General features: G+C 67.7%; 19 protein-coding genes and 3 pseudogenes. 12 read left to right on the top strand and 10 right to left on the bottom strand.

The window, feature by feature from the left end; translation table 11 throughout:
- Positions 1–153 precede the first annotated feature (153 nt).
- Genes K309_RS0116975 through K309_RS0116965 form a run of 3 tightly spaced genes read left to right on the top strand, consistent with a single transcriptional unit; the run spans position 154 to position 4,034 of the window.
- Positions 154–1,137 carry a Bug family tripartite tricarboxylate transporter substrate binding protein gene (locus tag K309_RS0116975; RefSeq protein ID WP_029047556.1) on the top strand — a complete coding sequence of 328 codons (984 nt, stop codon included), beginning with the start codon at positions 154–156 and terminating at the stop codon, positions 1,135–1,137.
- A gap of 14 nt (positions 1,138–1,151) precedes the next feature.
- Positions 1,152–2,657: an N-acyl-D-amino-acid deacylase family protein gene (locus K309_RS0116970; RefSeq protein WP_029047555.1), complete on the top strand. Its 1,506-nt coding sequence runs from the start codon at positions 1,152–1,154 to the stop codon at positions 2,655–2,657.
- Between the two features lie 33 nt (positions 2,658–2,690).
- A complete protein-coding gene (locus tag K309_RS0116965) occupies positions 2,691–4,034 on the top strand; it encodes an aspartate aminotransferase family protein (RefSeq protein ID WP_029047554.1) in 1,344 nt (447 codons plus the stop codon).
- Positions 4,035–4,173: 139 nt separating this feature from the next.
- Here K309_RS0116965 and K309_RS0116960 read toward each other — a convergent pair whose 3' ends face one another.
- The 5 genes and pseudogenes from K309_RS0116960 to K309_RS0116940 all read right to left on the bottom strand — a co-directional run bounded on the left by K309_RS0116960 (position 4,174) and on the right by K309_RS0116940 (position 9,018).
- Positions 4,174–5,277, bottom strand: coding sequence for a methyl-accepting chemotaxis protein (locus K309_RS0116960; protein ID WP_029047553.1), 1,104 nt, complete (start codon positions 5,275–5,277; stop codon positions 4,174–4,176).
- 180 nt (positions 5,278–5,457) lie between these two features.
- The gene (locus K309_RS0116955; protein WP_084402458.1) at positions 5,458–6,222 is read right to left on the bottom strand and encodes an anaerobic ribonucleoside-triphosphate reductase activating protein; all 765 of its coding nucleotides are present in this window, start codon (positions 6,220–6,222) and stop codon (positions 5,458–5,460) included.
- Entirely contained in the window at positions 6,185–6,358 is a 174-nt protein-coding gene (gene nrdD, locus K309_RS43795; RefSeq protein WP_029047551.1) for an anaerobic ribonucleoside-triphosphate reductase, read from the bottom strand. The genes K309_RS0116955 and nrdD overlap by 38 nt, the downstream gene beginning before the upstream one ends.
- A pseudogene (locus K309_RS36715) lies at positions 6,355–8,079 on the bottom strand (ribonucleoside triphosphate reductase); the annotation flags it as partial. The pseudogene K309_RS36715 and the gene nrdD, both read right to left, overlap by 4 nt.
- Before the next feature lie 318 nt (positions 8,080–8,397).
- Positions 8,398–9,018 carry a flavodoxin family protein gene (locus K309_RS0116940; protein WP_029047550.1) on the bottom strand — a complete coding sequence of 207 codons (621 nt, stop codon included), beginning with the start codon at positions 9,016–9,018 and terminating at the stop codon, positions 8,398–8,400.
- A 284-nt stretch (positions 9,019–9,302) separates the two neighbouring features.
- On the opposite strand from K309_RS0116940, the pseudogene K309_RS36710 reads away from it, so the two are divergent.
- From K309_RS36710 to treF, 3 genes and pseudogenes are all read left to right on the top strand, one after another.
- Positions 9,303–11,230, top strand: a pseudogene (locus tag K309_RS36710) (TonB-dependent receptor family protein).
- Between the two features lie 126 nt (positions 11,231–11,356).
- Positions 11,357–12,805 (top strand): multidrug transporter subunit MdtD, encoded by a 1,449-nt coding sequence (gene mdtD, locus K309_RS0116930; RefSeq protein ID WP_035877729.1) that lies wholly within the window; start codon positions 11,357–11,359, stop codon positions 12,803–12,805.
- Positions 12,806–13,185: 380 nt separating this feature from the next.
- Positions 13,186–14,928, top strand: coding sequence for an alpha,alpha-trehalase TreF (gene treF / locus K309_RS36705; protein WP_035877726.1), 1,743 nt, complete (start codon positions 13,186–13,188; stop codon positions 14,926–14,928).
- A gap of 6 nt (positions 14,929–14,934) precedes the next feature.
- Here treF and K309_RS40005 read toward each other — a convergent pair.
- Positions 14,935–15,067, bottom strand: a pseudogene (locus K309_RS40005) (lycopene cyclase family protein); the annotation flags it as partial.
- A gap of 24 nt (positions 15,068–15,091) precedes the next feature.
- Entirely contained in the window at positions 15,092–16,525 is a 1,434-nt protein-coding gene (locus K309_RS36700; RefSeq protein ID WP_084402457.1) for a coniferyl aldehyde dehydrogenase, read from the bottom strand.
- A 246-nt stretch (positions 16,526–16,771) separates the two neighbouring features.
- Between K309_RS36700 and K309_RS0116915 the strand changes: the two genes are divergently transcribed.
- From K309_RS0116915 to K309_RS0116905, 3 genes are all read left to right on the top strand, one after another.
- Positions 16,772–17,413, top strand: coding sequence for a TetR/AcrR family transcriptional regulator (locus K309_RS0116915; RefSeq protein ID WP_232232409.1), 642 nt, complete (start codon positions 16,772–16,774; stop codon positions 17,411–17,413).
- 66 nt (positions 17,414–17,479) lie between these two features.
- On the top strand, positions 17,480–19,075 hold the full coding sequence (locus tag K309_RS0116910; protein WP_029047547.1) for an MFS transporter: 1,596 nt from the start codon (positions 17,480–17,482) through the stop codon (positions 19,073–19,075).
- Positions 19,076–19,135: 60 nt separating this feature from the next.
- Positions 19,136–19,597, top strand: a complete 462-nt coding sequence (locus K309_RS0116905; RefSeq protein WP_029047546.1) for a MarR family winged helix-turn-helix transcriptional regulator — start codon at positions 19,136–19,138, stop codon at positions 19,595–19,597.
- A 26-nt stretch (positions 19,598–19,623) separates the two neighbouring features.
- Here the strand turns inward: K309_RS0116905 and K309_RS0116900 are convergent, their stop codons facing one another.
- Together K309_RS0116900 and K309_RS0116895 are read right to left on the bottom strand one after the other, a co-directional pair.
- Complete coding sequence (locus tag K309_RS0116900; protein ID WP_029047545.1) at positions 19,624–20,289, bottom strand: response regulator; 666 nt, start codon at positions 20,287–20,289, stop codon at positions 19,624–19,626.
- Positions 20,290–20,632: 343 nt separating this feature from the next.
- The gene (locus K309_RS0116895; RefSeq protein WP_029047544.1) at positions 20,633–21,595 is read right to left on the bottom strand and encodes a LysR substrate-binding domain-containing protein; all 963 of its coding nucleotides are present in this window, start codon (positions 21,593–21,595) and stop codon (positions 20,633–20,635) included.
- Positions 21,596–22,421: 826 nt separating this feature from the next.
- Between K309_RS0116895 and K309_RS0116890 the strand changes: the two genes are divergently transcribed.
- Together K309_RS0116890 and K309_RS0116885 are read left to right on the top strand one after the other, a co-directional pair.
- Positions 22,422–22,712, top strand: a complete 291-nt coding sequence (locus K309_RS0116890; protein ID WP_029047543.1) for a transposase — start codon at positions 22,422–22,424, stop codon at positions 22,710–22,712.
- Between the two features lie 130 nt (positions 22,713–22,842).
- On the top strand, positions 22,843–23,178 hold the full coding sequence (locus K309_RS0116885) for a hypothetical protein (protein ID WP_051320498.1): 336 nt from the start codon (positions 22,843–22,845) through the stop codon (positions 23,176–23,178).
- Between the two features lie 94 nt (positions 23,179–23,272).
- On the opposite strand, the gene K309_RS0116880 is transcribed toward K309_RS0116885, so the two are convergent.
- On the bottom strand, positions 23,273–24,067 hold the full coding sequence (locus tag K309_RS0116880; protein WP_029047541.1) for a Crp/Fnr family transcriptional regulator: 795 nt from the start codon (positions 24,065–24,067) through the stop codon (positions 23,273–23,275).
- 212 nt (positions 24,068–24,279) lie between these two features.
- Between K309_RS0116880 and K309_RS0116875 the strand changes: the two genes are divergently transcribed.
- On the top strand, positions 24,280–25,434 hold the full coding sequence (locus K309_RS0116875; RefSeq protein WP_029047540.1) for an extracellular catalytic domain type 1 short-chain-length polyhydroxyalkanoate depolymerase: 1,155 nt from the start codon (positions 24,280–24,282) through the stop codon (positions 25,432–25,434).
- Positions 25,435–25,441: the final 7 nt, after the last annotated feature.

The following is a 25,441-nucleotide window of genomic DNA, read 5'->3' as shown; positions in this document are numbered from 1 at the left end:
ACCAGCGATATTTCCGGCAGCGGGGGCAATGGTGTGAAACAACGTATGTTTCTAACAATGTAGATAAGAAGCAAATGTTGCATTTGTTGTGGGGCTGACCCTATACTGCGGATGCCTGCCCGCCGAAGGCATTCCTTCTCAACAGGGGCCCCTATGCAACACCAGCCAAGACGCCATTTCCTCGCTGCCATGCTCGGGCTTGCCTGCGCGGGCCTGTCCGGCACCGCCATCGCCGCCGACAACTACCCCTCGCGCCCGATCCGGCTGGTGGTTCCGTCCGCCGCGGGCGGCAGTCCCGACGTGCTGCTGCGCGCGCTGGGCGCCGAAGTCACCAGGTCCTTCGGCCAGTCCTTCGTGATCGACAACAAGCCCGGGGCCTCCGGCGTGATCGGCATCTCCGAACTGGAGCGCGCCGCGCCCGACGGCTATACGCTGGGCTATGCCAACAACGTCACGCTGTCGATCAACAAGAGCACCTTCCGCAAGCTGCCATACCGGCCAGATGCCTTCGCGCCGGTGGTGCTGCTGTTCAAGGTGCCCAATGTGATCGCCGTCAATCGTGACATGCCGGTCAAAACCTTTGCCGAACTGGTGGCCTACATCAAGGCCAATCCCGACAAGGTCACCTATGCCTCGCCGGGGCAGGGTACTTCCGGCCACCTGACCGGCCAGTTGCTGGCCGACAAGGCCGGCCTGGCGTGGATGCACGTGGGCTACAAGGGCAGCCCGCAGGCCGCGACCGACGTGATGGCGGGGCAAGTCAACGTGCTGATCGACAACATGCCGACCATCCTGCCGCTGATCCAGGCCGGCAAGCTCAAACCGCTGGCCGTGACCAGCCTGGCGCGCTCGCCGCTGCTGCCGGCGCTGCCGACCATCGCCGAGTCGGGCGTGCCCGGCTTCGAGGGCGTGGCGTGGGGCGGGCTGGTGGCGCCGCAAGGCACGCCGGCCGAGGTGGTGGGCAAGCTCAATGGCGCCTTCAACCGCGCGCTGGCCAATCCCGCGATCAAGGAAAAATTCGCGTCGATGGGCGCGGAAATCGTCGGCGGCACCCCGCAGGCACTGTCCGGCTACGCCGTGCTCGAGACCGGCAAGTGGGCCGCGGTAGTGCGCCAGGCCGGCATCACGCCGCAATAAGCAAAGGAATGACGATGGCAGTGCCGCAATTTGCGCCCGGACACGCCGACCTGGTGTTCCGCAACGCCACCGTGGTCGACGGCACCGGCGCGCCGCGGCGGGTGGCCGATGTCGCGGTGACGGGTGACCGCATCGTGGCCATCGGCGACTGCGGCGCGGTGCGCGCCGCGCGCAGCGTCGATGCCGCCGGCCGCGTGCTGGCGCCGGGCTTTATCGATGCCCACACGCATGATGACGGCTACCTGCTGGTGCATCGGGACATGACGCCCAAGGTCTCGCAGGGCATCACCACGGTGGTCACCGGAAACTGCGGTATCAGCCTGGCGCCCCTGGTGAACAGTGCGCCGCCGCAGCCGCTGGACCTGCTCGGCCCGGCCGGGCTGTTCCGCTTCGATACCTTCGCGCAGTGGCTTGAGGCTTTGCGCGCCACGCCGGCCAACGTCAACGTGGTGCCGTTGCTGGGCCACTCCACGCTGCGCGTGCGTGCCATGTCGCAGCTGGACCGCGCCGCCACCGAGGCCGAGATCGCCGCCATGCGCGACGAAGTCGGGCTGGCGATGGCAGCAGGTGCGTTCGGCGTGTCGACCGGCACCTTCTACCCGCCAGCGGCCGCAGCGACCGAGGCCGAGATCATTGCCGTCTGCGAGCCGGTGCGCGTGCATCGCGGCCTGTATTCCACGCATCTGCGCGACGAAACCGACCAGATCGTGCCGTCGATCGAAGAGGCGCTGCGCATCGGCCGCGCGCTGGGTTGCCCGGTGGTGTTCTCGCACCACAAGGTGGCTGGCAAGCGCAACCACGGGCGCTCGCTCGAAACGCTGCGCCTGCTTGCCGACGCCGCGCGGCTGCAGCCGCTGTGTCTGGACTGCCATCCGTATCCGGCCACCTCGACCATGCTGCGGCTGGACCGCGTGCGCCAGTCCACTCGCACCATGATCACCTGGTCAACCGGCTATCCGGCTGCGGGCGGGCGCGACTTCCACGAACTGATGCAAGAGCTTGGCCTGGACGAAGAGGCGCTGCTGGAAAGGCTGCGTCCCGCCGCGGCGATCTACTTCATCATGGACGAGCGCGACGTGGAACGGATCGCGCAGTTTCCGCTGACCGTGTTCGGCTCGGACGGCCTGCCCTTCGACCCGCGCCCGCACCCGCGCCAGTGGGGCACGTTCCCGCGCATCCTCGCGCGCATGGTGCGCGAAGACCAGCTGATGACGCTGGAGACCGCGATCCACAAGATGTCAGGGCTGGCCGCGCAGCAGTACGGCCTGCAGGATCGGGGCCAGATCGTGCCGGGCGCCTTTGCTGACCTGGTCCTGTTCGATGCCGACCACGTGCGGGACCGCGCCACCTTCGAAGATCCGCTGCAGATCAGCACCGGCATCCATGGCGTCTGGGTCAATGGCGCGCAGGTCTGGGAGCAGGACGCGCCAGCCGACAGCAACGGGCGCGCGCGTCCCGCATTCACCGGCCGTGTGCTGCAGCGCCGGCCCGCACAAGCATCATCCTCTGCGCGCCACTGACGCGCGGCAAGGCACCGCCACCTCAACACCACCATGACCCACGTATTCCATCGCAATCCGCGCCAGACACTGCCCGTCGCCGTTGCCGGGCAGGGCATCGAACTGATCGACAGCGCGGGCAAGCGCTACCTCGATGCTTCCGGCGGCGCTGCCGTGTCGTGCCTGGGCCACGCCCACCCGCGCGTAATCGAGGCGATCAAGTCGCAGCTCGACACCATCGCCTACGCGCATACCTCGTTCTTCACCACCGAGGTGTCGGAAACGCTGGCCGAAACGCTGGCGCAAGCCGCGCCCGGAGATCTCGACCATGTGTATTTCGTTTCGGGCGGCTCCGAGGCCGTGGAATCGGCGCTGAAGCTCGCGCGCCAGTATTTCGTCGAAGTGGGCCAGCCGAGCCGCCGCCATTTCATCGCGCGCCGCCAGAGCTACCACGGCAACACCCTTGGCGCGCTGGCGATCGGCGGCAATGCATGGCGGCGCGAACCGTTCCTGCCGCTGCTGGTGCCGGCGCACCACGTGTCGCCGTGCTACGCCTATCGCGACCAGCAGGCTGGCGAGACCGACGCGCAGTACGCACAGCGCCTCGCCGACGAACTCGAAGCGAAGATTCTGGAACTGGGACCGGATACCGTCGCCGCTTTCGTCGCCGAGACGGTGGTCGGCGCCACTGCCGGCGCAGTGCCGCCCGTGGGCGATTACCTGAAGCGCATCCGCGCCGTGTGCGACAAGTACGGCGTGCTGCTGATCCTGGACGAAGTGATGTCCGGCATGGGCCGCACCGGCTACCTGTTCGCGTGCGAAGAGGATGGCGTGGTGCCGGATATCGTCACCATTGCCAAGGGCCTCGGGGCCGGCTACCAGCCCATCGGGGCGATGCTGTCCACGCGCCGCATCTATGACGCCATCGTCGGCGGCAGCGGCTTCTTCCAGCACGGCCATACCTACATCGGCCATGCCACCGCATGCGCGGCGGCGCTCGCGGTGCAGCGCACGATTGCCGAAGACAGGCTGCTGGCCAATGTGCTGGCCCGCGGCGCACAACTGCGCGCGCGGCTGCGCGAGGCGCTGGGCGGGCATCCCAACCTGGGCGACGTGCGCGGGCGCGGGTTGTTCGTCGGCGTGGAGTTTGTCGCTGACCGCGACAGCAAGGCGACGCTGGATCCCGCGCTGAAGACGCACGCGCGGCTGAAGTCGGCGGCGATGCAGAACGGGTTGCTGGTCTATCCGATGGGCGGCACCGTGGACGGCGTGCGCGGCGACCATGTGTTGTTTGCGCCGCCGTTCATCTGCACCGAACGGGATATCGACAATATCGTGGAGCGCTTTGCCAAGGCTGTGCAGGCGGTGCTGCCGGTTGGGGTGGCTGCGGCGGTGTAAGGCAGTAACGCGGCGAAGGCCGCTTGGGAAAGCCGGGGACGGATCCCATTCCGTCGGCTTGCTCCCCTCTCCCATAAATGGGAGAGAGGAGACCACATTCGCAGTGCTGTCGGCCCGGAATACTCGGCGCAATCCCCGCTCAAGCCTCCAGCTTGAACTCCCCCACCACCTGCTGCAGCGCCGTAGCCTGCCCCGCCAGCGCACTCGAAGCACTGGCAGCCTGCTCCACCAGCGCGGCGTTCTGCTGCGTCACGCTGTCCATCTGCGCGACCGCTTCATTCACTTGCGCGATCCCCGCGCTCTGCTGTTCCGACGCCACGGTGATCTCGCCCAGCAGCGCCGTCACGCGGCCGACCGACTGCACGATTTCATGCATGGTCTCGCCGGCCTGGCCCACCAGCGCCGAGCCGCTGTCCACCTGTTGCACCGAGGCATCGATCAGCTGCTTGATCTCCTTGGCCGCCGCGGCGCTGCGTTGCGCCAGCGTGCGCACTTCGCCAGCGACCACGGCGAAGCCGCGGCCCTGCTCGCCGGCGCGCGCGGCTTCGACCGCGGCGTTCAGCGCGAGGATGTTGGTCTGGAAGGCAATGCCTTCGATCACTTCGATGATGTCGGTGACCTTGCGCGAGCTGGCGCTGATCGCCGACATGGTCTGGACCACGTTGCCGACCACCTCGCCGCCGCGCTCCGCGATGCCGGACGCGGCTTCCGCGAGGCCGTTGGCCGCGCGCGCGCGTTCGGTGTTCTGGCGCACCATCGCGGTCAGTTCGCCCATGCTGGCAGCGGTCTGCTGCAGCGAGGCGGCCTGTTCCTCGGTGCGCTGCGACAGGTCGGTATTGCCGGCGGCGATCTGGTGCGAGGCCGCGCCGATCGAATCGGTGGCGGCCTTGATGCGCGTCACCAGGTCGGTGAGCATGTCTTCCATTTCGCCCAGCCCGCCCAGCAGCCGGCCGAATTCGCCGCCGCGCTCGGTCTCGAAGTCCTGGCTCAGGTCGCCGGCGGCCACTGTTTCGGCGATATAGACCGCTTCGGCCAGTGGCGCCTCGATGCCGCGCGCCAGCGCCCAGGTGGCCGCCACCGCCACCACCAACCCAGCCACGCCAAGCGCCACCAGCAGGGTGCGCGCGTTGCCGTCGCCGGCTCCCTGCATGCGCGGCAGTGCGATTGCGAAGCCGACCGCCGCCAGTGCCCACATGGCGCCAAACGCCGCGCCAAGCCTTATCCGTATCCCCAGGTTCTGCATGTCTCCTCCGTTTCCCAGCTTTCCAAGTCGGCTGTTATGGCGCCTCGCCGGTGCCGGCTTGCCGGCCCGCACGCTTGACGCCTCAACCTACTGTTATCGACGCGGGAAGGCGGGGCTTGAGGGAAATTTTCACGGAATCATTTGCAGACTGAACGCCAACTACGCGCAGGGCGGTGCGCCTCAGCCTTCGCGGTAGCAGAACGTCTCGAACCATGACGCCAGCGCCTCGCGCGCCGGCCCACTCAACGATGCGCCAGGCACTGCGGCGGTTCCCGTCCGGCAGGCCTGCACGGCATAGTGGCGCACGCCTTGCTCGGCAAGCGAGCGTGCCAGCGCCAGCAAGCGCGGCTCGCTGAGGCAGGAAGGATCCCAGGTAGTCCGGCATTCGAACGGAACGCCGGCGCCGAGCAGTTGCGCCAGGCTGGCCTGCACCCGCGCCAGGCCGCCGGGCCGTCCGACCAGCGCATCGTGACCGGCCGCGTCCGCCTTGATATCCAGCCCGACCCAGTCCAGCTGTGGCAACAGCGCGGCGAGCCGTTGCGGATAGATGCCGGCGGTATGCAAGCCCACCCTGAAACCGAGCGCGCGCACCGCCGCGGCCAGCCCCGGCAGGCGCGCTTCGCTGAGCGGCTCGCCCCCGGAAAACACCACGCCGTCGAGCAGCCCGGCGCGGGTCTTCAGCCAGTCCAGCAGCGCTGGCCAGGCGTAGGCCGCATGGCGCCGCTGCAGGTGGGCATTGTGGCAATAGCCGCAGCGCCACGGGCAGCCGGCAATAAACAGCACCGCCGCCAGCTGTCCGGGCCAGTCCACGCTGGAGAACGGCACCAGGCCGGCGAGCGCCGGCCCGCCCTGCAATGACGCGGCGGCCGCTGGCGCAGGCACCGGTATGGCCGTGAGGCAGGGGCCGTCAGCGACAGGCGCTTTCAGTAAAGAAACGCCGCTCATTGAATTCCCCTTGCTTGCCGGTGTTGAAGGACGTCACGGGCCGGTGGTAGCCCATCACCCGGGTCCAGACCTCGCAGCGGGTACGCAGGGTGGGATCGAGGGCCGGCGTGGCTGGCTGGCGCGATTCGGTATTCATGAGAGCTCCTCTTCAGGTTGGGTTTGCGGCGCGCTGGCCGCGGCTGGGGTGCGTGCCAGCAACTCGGCATCGCACCGGGGACAGAACTCGTGGCGCCCGCTCAGGTAGCCGTGCTTCGGGCAGATCGAGAAGGTGGGCGTGATCGTCAGATATGGCACGCGGAAGCGCGTCAGCGCGCGCCGGACCAGCGCCTTGCAGGCTTGTGCGCTGGACAGGGCTTCGTTCATGTACAGGTGCAGCACGGTGCCGCCGGTGTACTTGCCTTGCAGCGCTTCCTGCATCGACAGCGCGGTGAACGGATCGTCGGTATAGCCGGCCGGGAGCTGGCTGGAGTTGGTGTAGTAGGGCTGCTCGGCCGTGCCCGCCTGCAGGATGTCGGGCCAGCGCTTGCGGTCTTCGCGCGCGAAGCGGTAGGTAGTGCCTTCGGCCGGCGTTGCCTCCAGGTTATAGAGGTGGCCCGTCGCTTCCTGGAACTCGCCGATGCGCGCACGCACATGGTCGAGCAGCCGCAATGCCATGGCATGCCCGCCAGGCGTCGTGACGTCGTCGGCGTCGCCGGAGAAATTCCGGATCATCTCGTTGATGCCGTTGACGCCGAGCGTGCTGAAGTGGTTGCGCAGCGTGCCGAGGTAGCGGCGCGTATAGGGGTACAGCCCCGCGTCCATGTAGTGCTGCACCACGCGGCGCTTGTCTTCGAGCACATCGCGGCCCAGCGCCAGCAGGCGGTCCAGTGCCGCCATCAGCCCCGCCTCGTCGCCCCGGTGCAGGTAGCCCAGGCGCGCGCAGTTGACCGTGACCACGCCGACCGAGCCGGTCTGCTCGGCCGAGCCGAACAGGCCGTTGCCGCGCTTGAGCAGTTCGCGCAGGTCCAGCTGCAGGCGGCAGCACATGGAGCGGACCATGTGCGGTTCCAGGTCTGAATTGATGAAATTCTGGAAGTAGGGCAGCCCGTAGCGCGCCGTCATCTCGAACAGCGGCTCGGCGTTGGCATGGTCCCAGTCGAAGTCCGGCGTGATGTTGTAGGTAGGGATCGGGAAGGTGAAGGCGCGCCCGCGCGCATCACCCTGCGTCATCACCTCGATGTAGGCGCGATTGATCATGTCCATCTCCGGCTGGAGGTCGCCGTAGGTGAACGGCATTTCCTCGCCGGCGATATACGGCACCTGGCCGGCCAGGTCTTGCGGGCAGGTCCAGTCGAAGGTGAGGTTGGTGAACGGCGTCTGCGTGCCCCAGCGGCTCGGCACGTTCAGGTTGAACACCAGCTCCTGCATCGACTGGCGCACCGCGCGGTAGTCCATGCGGTCGTGCCGCACGAACGGCGCCATGTAGGTGTCGAAACTGGAAAATGCCTGCGCGCCGGCCCACTCGTTCTGCAGCGTGCCGAGAAAGTTGACGATCTGGCCCACGGCAGCCGACATATGCCTGGGCGGGTTGGCCTCGACCTTGCCCGGCACGCCGTTGAAGCCTTCCGCCAGCAACTGGCGCAGCGACCAGCCGGCGCAGTAGCCGGACAGCATGTCGAGGTCATGGATATGCAGGTCGCCGTCGCGATGCGCCTGCCCAGCTTCCGGGCTGAAGATATGCGACAGCCAGTAGTTGGCCGTGACCTTGCCGGCGACGTTGAGGATCAGTCCGCCCAGGCTGTAGCCCTGGTTGGCGTTGGCCCGCACGCGCCAGTCGCGCTGGGCCAGGTATTCCTCCATGGCGCTGGCCACGTCGACCTGGCCGCCGTGCTGCGCCGGCGATGGCGTGCCGGCTTGCTGTGCGTCGCGCATGCTTTCCCCTTTATGTAGTGTATGTTGCGCAGATTAGCACTACATATAGTGGTGGTGCGTTGCCGAAGTCAGGTGTTCAGCACCCGGGTTGATGGCTGTCAACCGGCGTGGCTGGCGCCTGGCCGGCGGGGGCTGTGTTTGCGCGGACGCAAAGCCATATTGATGGGCGGGGCATTCCCGCTGCGTCGCAACGCACGTCCGCCAAAACGCAAACCGGCCCCGAAGGGCCGGCAGGGCAGGGTACGCGTAAGGCGTGGCGAAAGATCAGGCGGCTTGCTTCAGTGCTGCCAGCGCGCGCTGGCCAGCCACCAGTTGCTGCGCCACCTCGGCCACGCGCGCCCCCAGGTGCTCGGCGGTGCGCAGGTCGGCCGGCGGCGGCGCCACCTCGGCGCTGACATCGGCGTCGGACTGCGCGGCGGCGCCCAGGAAGAAGCCGTGGCGGTTCAGCGAGTCTTCGGTCGACTTGGAGTTGTTGTGACCCGGAGGCAGGCCCAGGTTGACCCAGTGCATGCCGTGCTGCGCGGCGAAGATGGCCATCTGCTGCAGCGTTGCCAGCTTGTCGCCCGAACGCGAAGCGGCGTTGGTGAAGCCGGCCGCGACCTTGTTGGCCCACTTGCCGCCCTTGGCGAAGACATTACGCGAGGTGGCGTCCATGAAGCCCTTGAACTGCGCCGAGGCGCTGCCCATGTAGGTCGGTGCGCCGAAGATGATGGCGTCGACCTGCTCCAGCGTGTCCCAGTGCTGGTCGATGTCCTCGACCGGAATCAGCAGGCTTTCGGCGCCCGCCACGCTGCCGGCGCCGCGAGCGACGGCCTGGGCCTGCCTGGCGGTGTGGCCGTAGCCGCTGTGGTAGACGATGGCGACGCGGGTGGGTTGGGTATGCATGGTGTCTAGTCCCTTGATTTTGAAAATCTGAATGACCGTTTGCTGGGTTGTGCTGTAGCGGATCTGCTGTGTGCGTTGACTTTGCATCGACCGGTGAAGAGAGTTTAGGCAGGCTGGTGCGTACTCGCGGGGTCCTTCGTGAAACAAGTTGTTGAAATTTTCTGAATAATCGTTCGCGCCCTGTCGCACGGTAGCCGGTGTTCCCGCGGCGGCCGTCATGGAAATGTGCCCCGGGACAGGATAAAGTTGCGACACCTCCACCCGTGCACCGCGCCCCGACAACCATGAGACCAGGCGGCACGCAGCCTTTGTCGGCCACGCATCAGCGCCTCCCCTGCCTCCGCATGCCGGCGCCCAGGGCACTGGCGTTGGCCGCCCTGGTACTCACATGCGGCGGCGTGCGTGCCGCTGATCCGCCCGACAGCGCGGTGGCCGCCGGCACCGCCGAAACCCTCCCCGACATCGTGGTCACCGCCACCCGCAGCGAGCAGCGACGCTTCGATGCGCCGGCCGCGGTGGATAGCGTGCCGGTCGATCCGCTGCGCAGCGCCACGCCGCTGGTCAACCTGTCCGAGGTGCTGGCGGGTGTGCCGGGCGTGGCCGTGCGGGACCGGCAGAACTATTCGCAGGACCTGCAGCTGGCGGTGCGCGGCTTCGGCACGCGCTCCACGTTTGGCGTGCGCGGCGTGCGGCTCTATGTCGACGGCATCCCCGCGACCATGCCCGACGGCCAGGGCCAGGCCTCCACCGCCGACCTGGCCAATGCCGGCCGTGTCGAGGTGCTGCGCGGTCCGTTTGACGCGCGTGATTGGCCAGTTCAACTACTTCAACCAGCCGCTGGCGCAGGATCCGCTTGGGCTGACACGTGCGCAGGCCAATGCCAACCCGCGCCAGGCGGTGCCGGCTGCGACCCAGTTCGACACCGGCAAGAACGTCGAGCAGGCGCAGGCGGGCGTGGTGGTGGAGCATCAGCTGAGCGACATCGACAGCCTCACCGGACGTCTCTACGGCGGGAACCCGCAACCTGTACCAGCGCCTCGGGTTCAGCGGCGCCGCGCCGACGTCATCCGGCGGCATCGTCGACCTGGATCGCATCTATGGCGGCGGCGCGCTGTCGTGGAGCCGGCGCACCACCGCCAACGGCCTGCCGCTGCTGTGGACGGCCGGGGTGGAGGCCAACGGCATGCGCGACGGCCGCAACGGCTACGTCAACCAGGACGGCAGCCAGGGCGCGCTGCGGCGTGACGAGACCAATACCGCGACCGACCTGGGCGCCTTCGCGCAGGCCGACTGGACCTTCCATCCCGACTGGCAAGTGGTCGGCGGCGTGCGCGCCAGCCGCGTGCGGCTGGGCATCGACGACCAGTTCATCACCGCGGCCAGCCCCGACGACAGCGGCACCGCCACCTACAGCAACGTCAGCCCGGTGCTCGGGCTGGTGTGGCATGCGCTCGATAGCCTGAACGTCTATGCCAACCTCGGTCGCGGCTTCGAGACGCCGACGCTGACCGAGGTCGCCTACGGCCCCGGCGGGGTCGGCAGCAACCTCGGCCTGCGCGCCTCGACCAGCCGCCAGGGCGAGATCGGCATCAAGTGGCAGGCCGACGGGCAGCGCCTGGAAGCGGCGCTGTTCGATGCCGACAGCCACGACGAAGTGGTGCCGCAATCGAACAACGCGGGCCGCACCGTCTACCAGAACGTCAACGGCGTGCGCCGGCGCGGCTTCGAGCTGGGCTGGCGCGGCGGCTTCCTGGGGCAGGTCGGCACGCCGGGGCAAGGTGGCGGCAGCCGCATCGAGGCCGGGCTGGCCTATACCTGGCTCGATGCCTATTTCGGCGATGCCTTCATCAACGCGCAGGGCCAGACCGTGGCCGCGGGCAACCGGCTGCCCGGCACCGCGCGCCATAGCGTCAGCGCCGACCTGGCCTGGCGGCCGCTGGCGCCGCTCACGCTCGGCGCCGAGATGCGCGTCGACAGCCGCGTCTATGCCGATGACCTCAACACGCAAGCCGCGCCCGGCTACGCGGTCTTCAACCTGCGCGCCGGCTACGAGTTCCGCCTCGGCCCGACCCGCGTCTACCTGTTCGGCCGCATCGACAACGTGACCGACCGGCGCTATATCGGCTCGGTGATCGTCAACGAGGCCAACGGGCGTTACTTCGAGCCGGCACCGGGCCGGCGCTTCTTCATCGGGCTGCGCGCGGCCTTGTAGGCTCGGCGCGCGGCGGTGGTTGCGCCCAATTTCGTTTGATTGCCTGTTGCGCCATTGCCCTTTAAGGTGTTGGCTTTGGCCGCGTCCGCCTGCGGGCCGGCAGCGCGCCAGCCCGGAGTTTGCGTAATGACCGCGCCCTTGCCAGACGTTCCCGTCGTGCCGCCGCCGGACGACCATACCCGCCGCATCATGCTATGGGTCGTGGCGGTCGGCTTCTTCATGCAGACGCTGGACTCGACCATCGTCAACACCGCCTTGCCGTCGATGGCGCGCAGCCTGGGCGAGAGCCCGCTGCGGATGCAGTCCGTGGTGATCGCCTACTCGCTGACCATGGCGGTAATCATCCCGGCCTCGGGCTGGCTTGCCGACCGCTTCGGCACGCGCACCATCTTCCAGACCGCGATCGGCCTGTTCGTGGCCGGCTCGCTGCTGTGCGCGTATGCGCCGACGCTCAACTTCCTGGTCGGCGCGCGCGTGGTGCAGGGCGTGGGCGGCGCCATGCTGCTGCCGGTCGGACGGCTCTCGGTGCTGCGCACCTTTCCGCGCGAACAGTACCTGCAGGCGCTAAGCTTCGTCGCCATCCCGGGCATGATCGGCCCGTTGATCGGCCCCACGCTGGGCGGCTGGCTGACGCAGGCGCTTTCGTGGCACTGGATCTTCCTGATCAACGTGCCCGTCGGCCTGCTCGGCGCGCTTGCCACGATCCGCTATATGCCGAACGCAAAACTGTCCGGCATCGGCCGCTTCGACATGGCTGGCTACCTGCTGCTGGCCGTCGCCATGCTGGCGCTGTCCTTCTCGCTCGACGGGCTGGCCGGCCTGGGCTTCGAGCACGCCACCGTGCTGTTGCTGCTGATCGCCAGCATGGCCGCGCTGACCGCCTATGGCCTGCATGCCAACCGCCGCAAGCAGCCGCTGTTTCCGCTGCGACTGTTCCGCATCCACAGCTTCAGCGTCGGCCTGCTGGGCAACCTGTTCGCCCGCATCGGCAATGGCTCGATGCCGTTCCTGATCCCGCTGACGCTGCAGGTCAGCCTGGGTTACTCACCGTTCGACGCCGGCCTGATGATGCTGCCCGTTACCGCCGCCGGGATGGCCTCCAAGCGGCTCGCCACGCGGTTGATCCAGCGCCACGGGTACCGCCGCGTGCTGGTCTCCAACACCTTCGTGGTCGGCCTGGTGATGGCCGCCTTCGGGCTGATCACGCCGCAACTGCCGCTATGGCTGCTGGTCCCGTTGCTGGCCGTGTTCGGCATGGTCAATTCGGTCCAGTTCACGGCGATGAATACCGTGACGCTCAAGGACCTGAGCGGCGCGGGCGCCAGCAGCGGCAACAGCATGCTGTCGATGGTGCAGATGCTGTCGATGAGCCTGGCGGTGGCGTCGGCGGGGGCGCTGCTGGCCACGTTCCAGCATCGGTTTGGCGGGGACACGGCGGCGGTGTTGCCGGCGTTTCATGCCACCTTTGTCTGCATGGGGCTGATCACTTGTGCGTCGGCTTGGATTTTCATGCAGTTGGGGAGGCAAGAGGCGGCGCCGGCGTTGCCGGTCAGGCATGGGGAGAAGGAGGTGTGACAGCAGCTAGAGGGCAGACGCCGTGGGCCGGTCGCGCAAAGGGGTTTTTTGCAGGTTAGCGGCCTTCGGTCACGCATCGCGGCGCAGTCGCCGTGCACCGCACCGCACCGCCTGGCGGTGCGGATCTGTCTGCCGCGCGATGGCAGGCAAGGCCCTGGGGCGGCGGGCCTCGCTGCACTGCACCGAAGGCCGCCGCGCCGGCGGGCGAACTTCGCGGCGCCTGGCGGCTCCTAACATCATGAGCCGGCGGCGCCCACGGCAGGTGCCATCGCCGGCACCGACGCAGGGAGGCGCCATGGAAATGTCCGGCATGACCACGTGCGTCACCGGCACAGCAAGCGGCATCGGCCGTGCGATCGCGCAGAGGCAGGCGCGGAATCATGGGAAACAATGACGACCGTCGCGCCGCGAGCGCCGGTGCCTACACGGTGCCGCGCACGGATCCGGCCACGCCCGATGGTGCCGGCGCAGTCGCCGGCGCAGTTGCCGCGCCGGCCAAGGTCCACGCGGTGGCCCATCCGCCGCTGGTCGCGCATCGCGAGTGCCCGCCGCCGCATGCATTGGCGAGCTGTCCGCAGGCCGATACGCTGTCGCCGGCCGTGCGCTACGGCGAACTGTTCGTCGATGTCCAGCACAGCGGCCTGTTCGCGGACAGCAAGACCTTTCCGGACTGCATTCCCGGCTGCGACCCCGAATGCATCGTCACGCACTATCGCGAAACACGTGTCGAGCCTGGCTTCTGCCTGGCCGACTTCGTGCAGGCGCATTTCACGCGCGCGGTGGTGCCGGACAGCCACTATGTCTCCGACCCGGCCCACACGCTGCGCGAACACATCGACGGCCTGTGGCCGGTGCTCACGCGCGAGCCGGCCGCACATCCGCCGCTGTCGTCGCTGCTGCCGTTGCCGCATCGGTATGTGGTGCCGGGCGGGCGCTTCGGCGAGCTGTACTACTGGGACTCCTACTTCACCATGGTCGGGCTGGCCGCAAGCGGGCGCGGCGACCTGCTGCTGGAAATGGCGGGCAATTTCGCCTACCTGATCGACACCTACGGGCTGGTGCCCAACGGTACGCGCAACTACTACCTGAGCCGCTCGCAGCCGCCAGTGTTTGCACTGATGGTCGACCTGCTCGAGCGCGAGCAGGTCGCCAGAGCGCGCGACTTCCTGCCGCAGCTTCGGCGCGAATACGACTTCTGGATGGACGGCGCCCAGGCCCTGCGTCCGGGCTGCGCGCACCGGCGCGCCCTCTGCCTGCCCGACGGCGCCGTGCTCAACCGCTACTGGGACGACCGGCCTTGCCCGCGCGAGGAAGCCTTCCTGGAAGACGTCCAGACTGCCGAGCGCAGCGGCCGGCCTCATCACCTGGTGTTCCGCGACCTGCGCGCTGCCGCCGAATCGGGCTGGGATTTCAGCTCCCGCTGGCTCGACCTGCCGCTGGCGGGGCAACCGGCCGATCTCGCCACCATCCGCACCACCGCGGTCCTGCCCGTCGACCTCAACGCCTTGTTGTGGCACCTCGAAATGCGCCTTGCCGCTTTGTGCGACGAGGCCGGCGATGCCGATGCCGACCGCTTCCTTGCCGCCGCGCGCCGGCGCGAAGCCGCTATCCGGCACTACATGTGGGACGGCGCATCCGGCATCTTCGTCGACTACGACTGGTGCCGCGGATCGCCGCGGCCGTGCCTGACAGCGGCGACGATGATGCCGCTATACCTCGGCCTTGCCCGGGCCGGGGAAGCCGGCGGCGTTGCCGGCGCAGTGGCCGCACGCCTGATGGACGCGGGAGGCCTGGCCACCACCGAACTCAACTCCGGCCAGCAGTGGGACCATCCCAACGGCTGGGCGCCACTGCAATGGCTCGCGGTGCGCGGACTGACTCGCTATGGCCATGACGGCCTGGCACTCGACATCGCGCAGCGCTGGCTTGCCACGGTCGCCGGCGTCTATGGCAAAGAATGCAAGCTGGTGGAGAAATATCACATCGAGGCCACCGGCGAACGGGCCAGGGGTGGTGGAGGCGGCGAGTATCCGCTGCAGGACGGGTTCGGGTGGACCAACGGCGTTGCCAGTGCGTTGATGGCGCTCTATGGGGACTTGCCGGCGACGTGCCGGAACGCCTGACGCTCGTGTGGATCAGCGGGGAGCGGTCGGTGGGGCCGGCCTCGATCAGGCAGACGCGCACCGCGGGGTCGGCGCTGAGGCGGTTCGCCAGCACGCAGCCAGCCGATCCGGCGCCTGTGACCACATAGTCGAATTCCATTGCAGTCAGGGATAAAGAGAGGGATCAGTCGCTGCTGGCGGATTTGGCGGATGTGGCAGATGCGGTCGATGCCGCCTGCGTGCCGACGGCGGTGCGCGCGCCTGGCTCGGTCGGATGCGGCGTGCCCAGGAACAGGCGTAGCGCGAGCCGCTGTATCAGGCCGCCGTAAGGCGGATGGAACAGCCCGATCGGGAACCAGCGGCGCTCGGTGAACACCGCCTTGGCGTGCGACAGCTCGCGAAAGCCCTCGGCGCCGTGGTAATTGCCGATGCCGGAGGTGCCGGTGCCGCCAAAGGGCAGGTCGTGGTTGACCACATGCCAGCCCCAGTCGTTGAGCGTGACGCCGCCGGCGTGGGTGCGTTCCAGCAGCGGGCTGGTTTCGGCTTTGTCATGGCCGAAATAGTAGAGCGCCAGCGGCCGAGTGCCCCGCTGCACGTAGGCGATGGCTTCATCGAAGGTGCGGTAGGTCACGACCGGCAGGATCGGCCCGAAGATTTCCTCGCGTGCCAGGCGCATCTGCGGCGTGACGCCGAGCACGACGTGCAAGGGCAGGCGCCGTCCGTCCGCCGGCATCGCCGCCGCGAGGACCCGCGCGCCCAGCGCACGGGCATCGTCGAGCAGCGCACGCTGGCGTGCCAGCGCGGCGTCGTGGATGACCGCGGTGTAGTCGTTGCTGCCTGGTGGATGCATGCGGGCGGCGGCGGCCAGCACGGCGTTGGCGAAATCCGCGGCCAGTTCGTGCGGCACCAGCGCGTAGTCTGGCGCGACGCAGATCTGGCCGCCGTTCAGCGTCTTGCCGTGGGCGATGCGCGTGGCCGCCGTTTCCAGCGCCGCGCTGCGCGACACGATCGCCGGCGACTTGCCGCCCAGTTCCAGCGTCACGGGTGTCAGGTTGTCGGCGGCGGCTCGCATGACGTGGCGGCCCACCTCCGGCGAACCGGTGAAGACGATATGGTCGAACGGCAGGCCGGTGAAGGCGCGGGCGACCGTGGCATCGCCCTCGACCACGGCCACCTCGTCTTCATCGAAGGCTTCGGCCAGCAGGTCGCGCAGCGCGGCCGAGGTATGCGGCGCGTATTCGGAGGTCTTCACCATGCAGCGGTTGCCGGCGGCCAGCGCCGTCGCCAGCGGACCGAGCGCGAGGTAGACCGGGAAATTCCACGGCACCACGATGCCGACCACGCCCTTCGGCTGGTACATCACCCGCGCGCCGTTGCCGAGGAACAGCAGTTCGGTGTGCCGGCGCGACGGCTTCATCCAGCGCCGCAGGCCCCGCAGCAGGTGGTTGACATGAAGCACCGACGGCAGCACGTCGACCATCAGGGTCTCGGCATCGGCGCGCGCGCTGAAGTCACGGGCCGCGGCGGCTGCGAGGCGCTGGGCGTGGCCCCGAAGCGCCAGGCGCAGCCGCTGCAATGCGCTTCGGCGCTGGGCCAGCGACGGAAAGGGAGACGCCATGAAGGCTGTCCGCTGCCTTGTGAACAGGGCCAGCGGGCTATCGGGTAGTGCTGTATTCGCCACGACGATATTTCCCTTAAATTTGTGCTGAACGGTCGGTACAATTTAGAGTTTGGGTAGGGCGATGATAGGCTGTCAAGGACAGCACGCCGCCTTTAGGGCAAACACCGAGAGGAAAATGGCCGACGCTCAGCATCTCCCAGGCTCCGCGCCGACGTAGCTATGCATTCATCAGAGGAAGGTGCCTTGGGCGCCGAACGCCAGCACGACACCACACCGAAAACACCACCGTCGCGTGGGGCCGGGTCGACCAAATACCGCCGCGGCCTCGAAACTCGGCAGCGGGTCATCGACCTGACCAAGGCCCTGATCGCCGAGCATGGCTATGGCGAAGTCACGCTGGACCAGGTCTCGGCGCACGCTGGCGTGGCCAAGAGCAGCCTGTTGTGGCATTTCGGCAGCAAGGAGATGCTGCTAGCGGAAGCCGCGATCAGCCTGTTCCAGGAGATCGAGGTGCAGTTCGACCCGGCCGACCTGCAAGGCCTGACCGTGTCGCAGCGGGTGGATGAACTGTTCGAGCGCGTGGCCGACTACTTCGCGCGCAACCCGGAAACCAAGGGGATCGTGCTGGCGCTGCTGTTTTCGGGCAATGCCCCGCAGAGCGTGCGCGAGCATATCCGCGAGGGGTGGAACGGCCATGTTCGCGTGCTGGCGGAGGCACTCGGTACGCCGGAGCGCCCGCTTCCGCCGGAAACGGCGCGTGCGCTGCTGGCGGTATTCCATGGCTGCTATTGCCACTGGTATGCCAATGGCCGGCAGGAGGACATCCGCAGCTACCTGGCGCCGGCCCGCGAGATGTTCCGCCACTGGTATTTCGGCGCGAAATAAAGGCTGGCGGCCTGCGAAGCCTGTTCCTATAATCGTTGATACCACAACGATTGATCGAGCAATAACATGACGTCCCAGCCACACAGCGGTGAGCCCGCCGGTCAGGTCCTGCCGTTCCGCAAATCCTTGCTGGCCATGCTGGGCGTGTCTTTCGTGGTGATGCTGGTGGCGCTGGACCAGACCGTGGTCGGTACCGCGTTGCCGACCGTCGTGGCGGAACTACAAGGCTTCGAGTACTACGCCTGGGTGGTCACTGCGTACCTGCTGACGTCCGTCATCACCGTGCCGATCTTCGGCCGGCTGGGCGACTATTACGGACGCAAGCCTTTCGTGCTGGCGTCGATCGTGGTATTCACCGTCGCGTCGACGCTGTGCGGGCTCGCGCCCAGCATGCCGTTCCTGGTGCTGGCGCGGGCACTGCAGGGGATCGGTGGCGGCATGCTGGTGGGCACGGCCTTCGCCTGCATTGCCGACCTGTTTCCCGATTCGCATGTGCGGCTGCGCTGGCAGGTGATGCTGAGCGCGGCATTCGGCATCGCCAATGCCATCGGACCTTCGCTGGGGGGCGTGCTGACCGAGTGGTATGGCTGGCGCGCGGTCTTCTATGTCAATCTGCCGGTCGGCGTGCTGGGCTTGTGGTTTGCCTGGCGCTACCTGCCGCACCTGCGCCAGCAGGCGCACAGCGGGCCGGTGCGCGTGGACTGGCTCGGGGCCTTGCTGATCGCGGTCGGGCTGGGTGCCATGCAGATGAGTGTCGAATTGCTGCCCGGGCGCGGCTTCGATGCCTATACCGCGGGCCTGCTGGTGCTGTCAGCCCTCGCGATGGTGGCGTTGTGGCACTGGGAGCAGCGCTGCGCCAACCCGATCCTGCCGGTGGAGATGTTTCGCAACCCGGGCCTGGCGCCACTGTTCCAGCTGTCCGTGTTCGCCGGCGTCACGATGTTCGCCCTGCTGCTGTATGCGCCGTTGCTGTTCCAGGGCGGCTTTGGCCTGTCGCCGAAGGAAGCGGGGTTGCTGATCACGCCGCTGGTGGTCTGCATCACGGTCGGCAGCATCGTCAACGGCCGCGTCATCACCCGCATTCGCCGGCCCAACGCGATGCTGTATGCCGGCTTTGGCATGCTGGCACTGGCAACGCTTGCCCTGTCACAGGCCACGCGCGCCATGCCGCATGGGATGCTGCTCGCCATCATGCGGGTGGGGGGCTTCGGGCTGGGATTCATCATGCCTAACCTGACGGTGTTTGCGCAGCAGACCGCGGGGCGCCAGCACCTTGGCATTGCCACGGCGATGCTGCAATCGTTGCGCATGGTGGGCGGCATGGTCGGTACGGCGATCGTCGGCACACTGGTCACGCGCAGCTATACCGGCGGCGTCGACCACGCCATGGCTGCCGCCGGCGCCAGCCAATGGGCGGCGCGCATGGGCGATCCGCAGGTGCTGATCGACAAGGCCTCGCAACTGGCACTGCTCGGCGAACTGGGCCAGGCCGGGCACAATGGCGCCTTGCTGCTGGAGCAGGCGCGCATGTCGCTGGTCAGCGCGATCCACTTGGGCCTGCTGGCCGCCGGGATCGCCGCTGCGGTAGGCATCTGGTGCGCGCACCGGGTGCCGCCGGTCAGGCTGGTGCGCACCGCGGAGCCCGCGATGGCGGTGGAGTGAGCGCAGCCGGATGCGGCGCTTGCGCCTGTGATGGCGCCTGTGTATCCCTGAGGAGAACGGATGGAACTGGAGCGACAAAGCGTGGCCGTACTGCAGCAGTTCGGACGCACCTACCGCGCGTATGCGGCTGCATTCGAGCAGTGCATCGGCCTGCCGCTGGCGCGCTGGCGGATCCTGCATGTGCTTTACCTGCAGGAGGATGCCATCGCGCAGCGGGCGTTGGCCGACCGCGTCGGCATGGATCCGGGTGCGCTGACGCGCCAGCTCAAGGCCATGCAGGAACTGGGCTGGGTAGAGCGAACCACGTCGGAGCGCGACAACCGCGTGACCCATGTCACGCTGTCACAGGCGGGGCAGCAGTTGGTGGCGCGCGTGATGCCGCTGCGCTCTGCCTTCCTGCAGGACGTGCTGACCGAGGTCTCGGCCACGACCATGCAAGACCTGTCGCGCGGGCTGGCGCAGCTGGAGACGGGCATCGCGCATGCGCTGGCGCGGCTGGAGCAGCCCGACGCCGTGGCCTGAGTGCGGCCCGTGCCGGCAACGGCCATTCAGCAGCCGGACAGCAGCATACCGTTGAGGGCCGCGAATTCGAACAGTTCGCGGTCGTTGGTGACGCCCAGCTTGTGCATGGCGCAGTTCTTCTGGCGGCTGATGGTCTTGACGCTGCGGCACAGCAGGATCGCTATCTCGCTGACGGAGCGCCCGGCCAGGTACATCCGCAGCACTTCCATTTCACGCGCCGACAGCCGCTCGGCGCCGCCATGGCTTGCCGCGGGGTTGCCGGGATCAGCCTGGGACAGGATCTCCATGGCGGATTTGCCGATGTAGTGGAAGCCGCGCTGGATGCGGCTGATCATGGTGACCAGCTCCGATAGCGGGGCGTCTTTCAGCAGCAGGCCATGCACCTGCGTGTCCAGGATGGAGCGCAGCACCAGCGGGTTGGTGATCATGGTCAGCACGGTCACGGCTAGCGAAGGATGGCGCCGGCGCAGGGCGGCCAGCATGCGCAGCCCGTCGCCGCTGCCCTCCTGCTGCGAGGGCATGTGGTAGTCGGTGACGACGACATCGGGCCGCAGGGTCGCGACGCTGTTCAGCAGTGCCGTTGCGTTGGTCACTGTGCCGCAGATTTCCCATCCGGTCTGGGTGTGCAGGCGGTCGGCAACGGCCGCGCTGACCACCGGATGGTCGTCCGCAAGCAGGATCCTCAATGCCATCGGGTCTCCTCGGTCCTGGTTCGTGCTGTGCGTCATGCCGCGCCTCGCTCAAGAAAACGCCGCACGTCGGCCGACGTGCGGCGAAATGGCGACGCCAGACAAGTTGACGCCAGACAGCTGCATGCATCGCCGCGGGACGGGCCAAACGGGAGACGGCCGGCGCGCTGCGATGCATGCGCAGGATACTTGCTGTGCCCTGGCACGAAAGTAGGAGAATTCGCAAAGCGCAGCCGGCCGTGACACCCCATGAAAAAGGCGCTGGCCCCTGCGGGTGGCCAGCGCCTGGTCGCGCATCGAGTGCGTATAAATATCGGCTACTGGGCTGCGGACGCCTTTGTGCGCATCACGCGAGCGCGGCCGCCTGCGCCAAGCCGGCCGGCCGCCCGCTGCGGCGGCCGTCGATGGCCTTGAGCGGATCGCGCAGCACCGCGCTGCCAACTTCCATGATGTCGCGCAGCACCGCTTTGTCGTGGCTGCGCTCCGGTCCCCAGAAATGCAGCGCGGCCCATTCGGGAAAACTGCTCGGCGGTGCCAGCAGCCGCGTCTTGCGCTCGCGCGTGACCAGCGGCACGTTGAAGTCCAGCACCGGGCAGATGCCGCCGGCGGCATGCAGCAGCGTGATCTGCGTATGCCAGGAGGGCACAACGGTCTCGCGGTGCCCGGGCGTGCCGGCCTGCCGGCTCAGAAAGGCGCGCAACGGGCTGCCGGCTTCGCAATCTTCCTGCAGCAGGATCCAGTCCGTTTCGCCTTCGTCGTGGCTGCCTTCGCGGGCGGCGCTGACAAGGCGGCGCGGCGTCGCCATGATGTTCTGCTGCTGCACGCGTTCGGGGTCGTGCCCGCCATCGACGACAAACGCACAATCCAGTTCGCCGCTATCGAGATGGCGGGCAAGCGTGGCATCCGCGATCACGGGGCGCGTGATGAAACTGTCTTGCGGGAACTGCTCGCACAGCGCGGTCAGGATTTCCGTGATGACCGGATCGCCGATCGACGACGAGAAGCCGATGGAAATCCGCCTGCCCGCCGCGCGGCGCTGGCTCACGCCCGCTTCGCCCGGGCGCACCAGCTGGTTCCACTTGGCCAGGATCTGGCGTGCGGTCTGCTCCAGGCGCAAGGCGTGGGGCGTCGGTTCGAGCATGCCATTGCGCTTGACGAACAACGGATCGCCCGTGATTTCGCGCAAGCGCGTCAGGCTATAAGCAACAGTGGGAACGCGTCCCTGGGTACAGGCGGCGACCGCGTTGAGGTCGCGATACTCCATCACCAGGATGAAGACATGCAATAGCTTGGTGCTGACGTGACGCATTCTGGCCTCTCCCGATCCACGATTCATTTTCTGCTTTTTTGTTTGTCCGATGCGTACAGCGCCGCGCCATGGCGCGCGCGGCAAAAGCATGAAACGTGCTTATCCGACCGGGCGGCGATCCGCCCCCCATACTGCAAAGCCAGTTAGGAAAATGACGCCTGTCACACTCGGCGCGGTGACTCCTTGATCCTTCAGGCCTGATGATTACCGGCAACGTGGGGGCCGCGCACCGGTTCTGTTCACGGTGGCTGCGGGCTGCCGGGCCGCTTTCTGCTCGCGCCGCGTGGCGCATTGCGAAAGCGTGCGAAATTTAGTTGTGCCGAGGAATCTTAATACATGGTCTGCAAAAGTCCTAGAAACTTGATTTGATCACAGACTTCTAATTTTGCTGTCATCGCTCTTATCGGTGCGCTGTACATGGGAGTAAGCGCCTGCCGGCGCAAGGCGGCGCGCGGTCTGCCATGGCTTTCCATGCCATTGTCACAGTGCCTAAACAAAGTGGACTCCAAATTGGCCTAACAAAATATGGCAGTGACAGCGTCCTTGCCGGCACGGCTGACAGCCTGTGCGGTTACGGCGCGGGTCCGCTGGAAGACGAGGTGCCGGAAATTCCCGCGCGCCTGTGGTCCAGTGGCTTGAGCTGGCCATCGCGGCGACGCTGCAAGCCGCATCCACCCAGATAATTTTCTTAACTCGCCTTGCGAAGACACTGAATTCCTTTTGGCGCGGCCGTGGGCTAACGTACGCCCAGAGTCGGCACGGTTGTTGACGGCGCGGCCGGCGTTGCCTGCGCCAGCGCTGGCCCCGTTGTGGAGCGGAGAGATTCGTGAACAGACGGTATTCGGAAGAGCAGATCCGCAGCTACCTGGCCGAGGCGGCCAGCGGCGTGCCGGTGCGCGAGCTGTGCGCGCGCTATGGCTTCAGCGATGCTTCGTTCTATGGCTGGCGCGCGCGCTACGGAGACCAGAGCCAGAACGACGCCCGCGACGGGCGCAAGCTGCGCGAGCTGCAAGAGGAGAATGCGCGGCTCAAGAGTATGCTTGCGGATGCACTGCTCAAGCTCGAGCTGCTGCGCAACCGTACCGGCCGCCGCCAGGGCAGCGGCAAGGATCGCTGAAGGCGCGGCCGGTTTCCGCAACGCACGCCGCGCACCATGGCTGCCGCCATGCGCCGCGCAGGCTCCTGGAGTACTGGTTTTGAAGAAGTTCGTTTGCAAGTGCGGCCTGCTGACGGCCGCCATGGTGGCAATGTTCCCGCACGCCACCTCGTGGGCAGCGAGCCAGGCCGCAGCCGCAGCCGCAGCCGGCGGTACGCCGATGGTGGCGCCACCGCCGCCGCGGATGCTGGATGAAGCCACCGCCGTGGTCGAAGGCCCCGGTGGCACGTTGTCCGCATCGCAGCGTCAGCACTGCCAGGCTTTGCTGGGTCAGATCAATGCACTGCCGAAGGGTCCCCAATGGTCCGAAGGCAAGTCGTCGGTTACCACAGCAGACGGGCGTACCTATCCGACACTGGAGCGCCAGCCGGATCGCAAGCGCCTGGAAGAGGCGTATCGGCAGGAGTGCGCGCAGCAAAGCCGCTGAGCGACGCACTTGCCGCGGGGCGGCCGCATACGGCTACATGCGCCCGCGGTGCATGCCTTCCACCGCTCCCGCGGCTGGTAGCGGGTCGCCGGCCCTAAGAGGCCGATCCCTGGCACATTGTCATCCCGGGCGCGAATTCCGCGCCCGGATCGCCCGCGCGCGCGGGCCGGTGCGTACAGGTTTCAAGGTCGGCATAGATCGAGGCAAGCCCTGCGGGGTCGATGATGCGCAGCCGCCGTTGGCGTACCGCGATCAGCCCGACCGACGCAAAGCGCGACAGAAGCCGCGATACCGTTTCCAGCGTCAGGCCAAGCAGGCTGGCGATATCGGTGCGCGACATCGCCAGCGTCAGCGTGCCGTCCTGCCGGCCATGGCGTCGTGCCTGCTCGCCGGCCAGGTCCAGCAGCAGCATGGCCAACCGCTGCGGCGCCTTCATCGAGCCAATGGCAACCAGCAGCACACGCTCGCGCTGCGCATTGCGGCGCATGACTTCGAGGGCGGCTTCGCGGAAGGCCGGCACCGCCATCAGCTCGCGCAGCGATTCGACCGGAACCACGCACACCACCGAGTCCTGCAGTGCGACCGCGGCGGTGCCATGCTGCGGCGCTTCATGCGGTTCCAGACCCAGCACGTCGCCGGGCAAGGAGAAGCCCGTGACCTGGCGCCAGCCTAGCGGCGATTCGTAGACCTGCTTGGCGCTGCCCGCGCGCAGCGGATAGACCGTGAGGGCCGGGCGCCCCTGGTGGAACACAAAGTCCCCGGCGCGCACCGCCTGGCGCTCCGGATGCAAGCGAAAAACAGCGTCGGCGCGCGTGCCACCTGTCTCGGCAACGCCACAGATGGCATGGAACAGGCAAAGCGAACAGGCGGGGGCGCCGTGATCCGGCATGGCAGTTCGAGGCGAAGGGAATGGACGAGCCAGTATAAGACGCCGCTATCGCCGGCCAACTTGCTGCGTTCTGCATTCTTTCGTATCTGGTGTTCAATATTTTCACCATGCCAGCGCAAAACCGGACACAAAAAGACGAGTGGCGGGTGTGATATGCTGCAACGCACAACAAAGGCAAAGGGGGAGATTCCGTCATATGAGCAGGAGTCCTCATGACCAAGAGCCTAGCCGCTGACTGGCACGCACAACTCCGGCGCCTGAGCCGGGTGCAGGCCCGAACTGAAACGCGGGTGAAGTCCTGGCTGGAACGCTTCGACTCACTGAATCCGCTGACACCGCCACGTCCGCAGGATGTGCCGTCCCGGCCGCCCCGTCCGGCCGTTGTGCCCGCGACGCCGCCCACAACGCCGCCCTGGTCGCCCAGGTCGGCCAGGTCGGCCAGGTCGGCCTGGGCGGCCATTACGCCGGACGAACTGCCCGGCACATGGCAGGCACACCGGCTGCGCCTGGCGGCGCTGCCCGGAGAGCTGGTGCCGCAGCTGTCCTATCAGCTCTATATCCCGTCCAAGCGCCATCGCGGCCCCCTGCCGGTGGTGGTGCTGCTACATGGTTGTCGGCAGACGCCCGACGCCATCAGCGCCGGCACGCGCATGAATGCGCTGGCCGAACAGGAAGGCTTTATCGTCGCTTACCCGCAACAGCCGCTGCGGCGACAGGTCCAGCGCTGCTGGCAGTGGTTCGACCTGAGCGCCGCCGAAGGCGGGCGCGAGGCGCATGCCGTGTCGGCGCTGCTTGATGCGCTGGCCGCGCGCCAGGACGTGCGCGAGCGAGAGATCTACATCGCCGGCATGTCCGCCGGCGCGGCCATGGCCGCGGTGGTGGCGCTGCGCTACCCTGGCAAGGTGGCGGCGGTGGCCATGCATTCGGGTGTCGTGATTGGCGCTGCCAATACGCCGCACTCCGGCCTGTACGCCATGCGGCACGGCGCCACGGCCGAGCCGGCGTGGCTGCTCGACGCCGCCGGTGTCACGCCAGGCGGCCCCGCGATGCCGGCGCTGGTGATCCACGGGCTCGCCGACGACGCGGTGCACCCGGTCAATGGCAGGCTGCTGGCGCGCCAGTTCCTCGCCTACAACGGCCTGGAGGACCGGCTTGCCGCGACGCCGGATCCGGCGCCTGCCGAAGAACCGGGCCGCTGCCGCGAATACCGCTTCGGCCGCTGGAGCCGCGACCTGGTCGCGCTGGTTGAGGTGGAAGGGCTGGACCACGCCTGGAGCGGCGGCGATGCCAGTTACGGCTTCCACAGCGACATCGGTCCCGATGCCAGCGCGATGATGTGGGATTTCCTGCGGCAGCACCGGCGCTGAGCCGTGG

This window comes from Cupriavidus phytohabitans, from assembly GCF_000426345.1.
Lineage (GTDB): Bacteria > Pseudomonadota > Gammaproteobacteria > Burkholderiales > Burkholderiaceae > Cupriavidus.
This window is presented reverse-complemented; position numbering and strand designations above follow the sequence as displayed.

Bases quoted from the DNA above. Each gene is read 5' to 3' on its own strand.
- K309_RS0116975 (WP_029047556.1), top strand. From the start codon at position 154: ATGCAACACCAGCCAAGACGCCATTTCCTCGCTGCCATGCTCGGGCTT.
- K309_RS0116970 (WP_029047555.1), top strand. From the start codon at position 1,152: ATGGCAGTGCCGCAATTTGCGCCCGGACACGCCGACCTGGTGTTCCGC.
- K309_RS0116965 (WP_029047554.1), top strand. From the start codon at position 2,691: ATGACCCACGTATTCCATCGCAATCCGCGCCAGACACTGCCCGTCGCC.
- K309_RS0116960 (WP_029047553.1), bottom strand. From the start codon at position 5,277: ATGCAGAACCTGGGGATACGGATAAGGCTTGGCGCGGCGTTTGGCGCC.
- K309_RS0116955 (WP_084402458.1), bottom strand. From the start codon at position 6,222: ATGAGCGGCGTTTCTTTACTGAAAGCGCCTGTCGCTGACGGCCCCTGC.
- nrdD (WP_029047551.1), bottom strand. From the start codon at position 6,358: ATGAATACCGAATCGCGCCAGCCAGCCACGCCGGCCCTCGATCCCACC.
- K309_RS0116940 (WP_029047550.1), bottom strand. From the start codon at position 9,018: ATGCATACCCAACCCACCCGCGTCGCCATCGTCTACCACAGCGGCTAC.
- mdtD (WP_035877729.1), top strand. From the start codon at position 11,357: ATGACCGCGCCCTTGCCAGACGTTCCCGTCGTGCCGCCGCCGGACGAC.
- treF (WP_035877726.1), top strand. From the start codon at position 13,186: ATGGGAAACAATGACGACCGTCGCGCCGCGAGCGCCGGTGCCTACACG.
- K309_RS36700 (WP_084402457.1), bottom strand. From the start codon at position 16,525: ATGGCGTCTCCCTTTCCGTCGCTGGCCCAGCGCCGAAGCGCATTGCAG.
- K309_RS0116910 (WP_029047547.1), top strand. From the start codon at position 17,480: ATGACGTCCCAGCCACACAGCGGTGAGCCCGCCGGTCAGGTCCTGCCG.
- K309_RS0116905 (WP_029047546.1), top strand. From the start codon at position 19,136: ATGGAACTGGAGCGACAAAGCGTGGCCGTACTGCAGCAGTTCGGACGC.
- K309_RS0116900 (WP_029047545.1), bottom strand. From the start codon at position 20,289: ATGGCATTGAGGATCCTGCTTGCGGACGACCATCCGGTGGTCAGCGCG.
- K309_RS0116895 (WP_029047544.1), bottom strand. From the start codon at position 21,595: ATGCGTCACGTCAGCACCAAGCTATTGCATGTCTTCATCCTGGTGATG.
- K309_RS0116885 (WP_051320498.1), top strand. From the start codon at position 22,843: ATGTTCCCGCACGCCACCTCGTGGGCAGCGAGCCAGGCCGCAGCCGCA.
- K309_RS0116880 (WP_029047541.1), bottom strand. From the start codon at position 24,067: ATGCCGGATCACGGCGCCCCCGCCTGTTCGCTTTGCCTGTTCCATGCC.
- K309_RS0116875 (WP_029047540.1), top strand. From the start codon at position 24,280: ATGACCAAGAGCCTAGCCGCTGACTGGCACGCACAACTCCGGCGCCTG.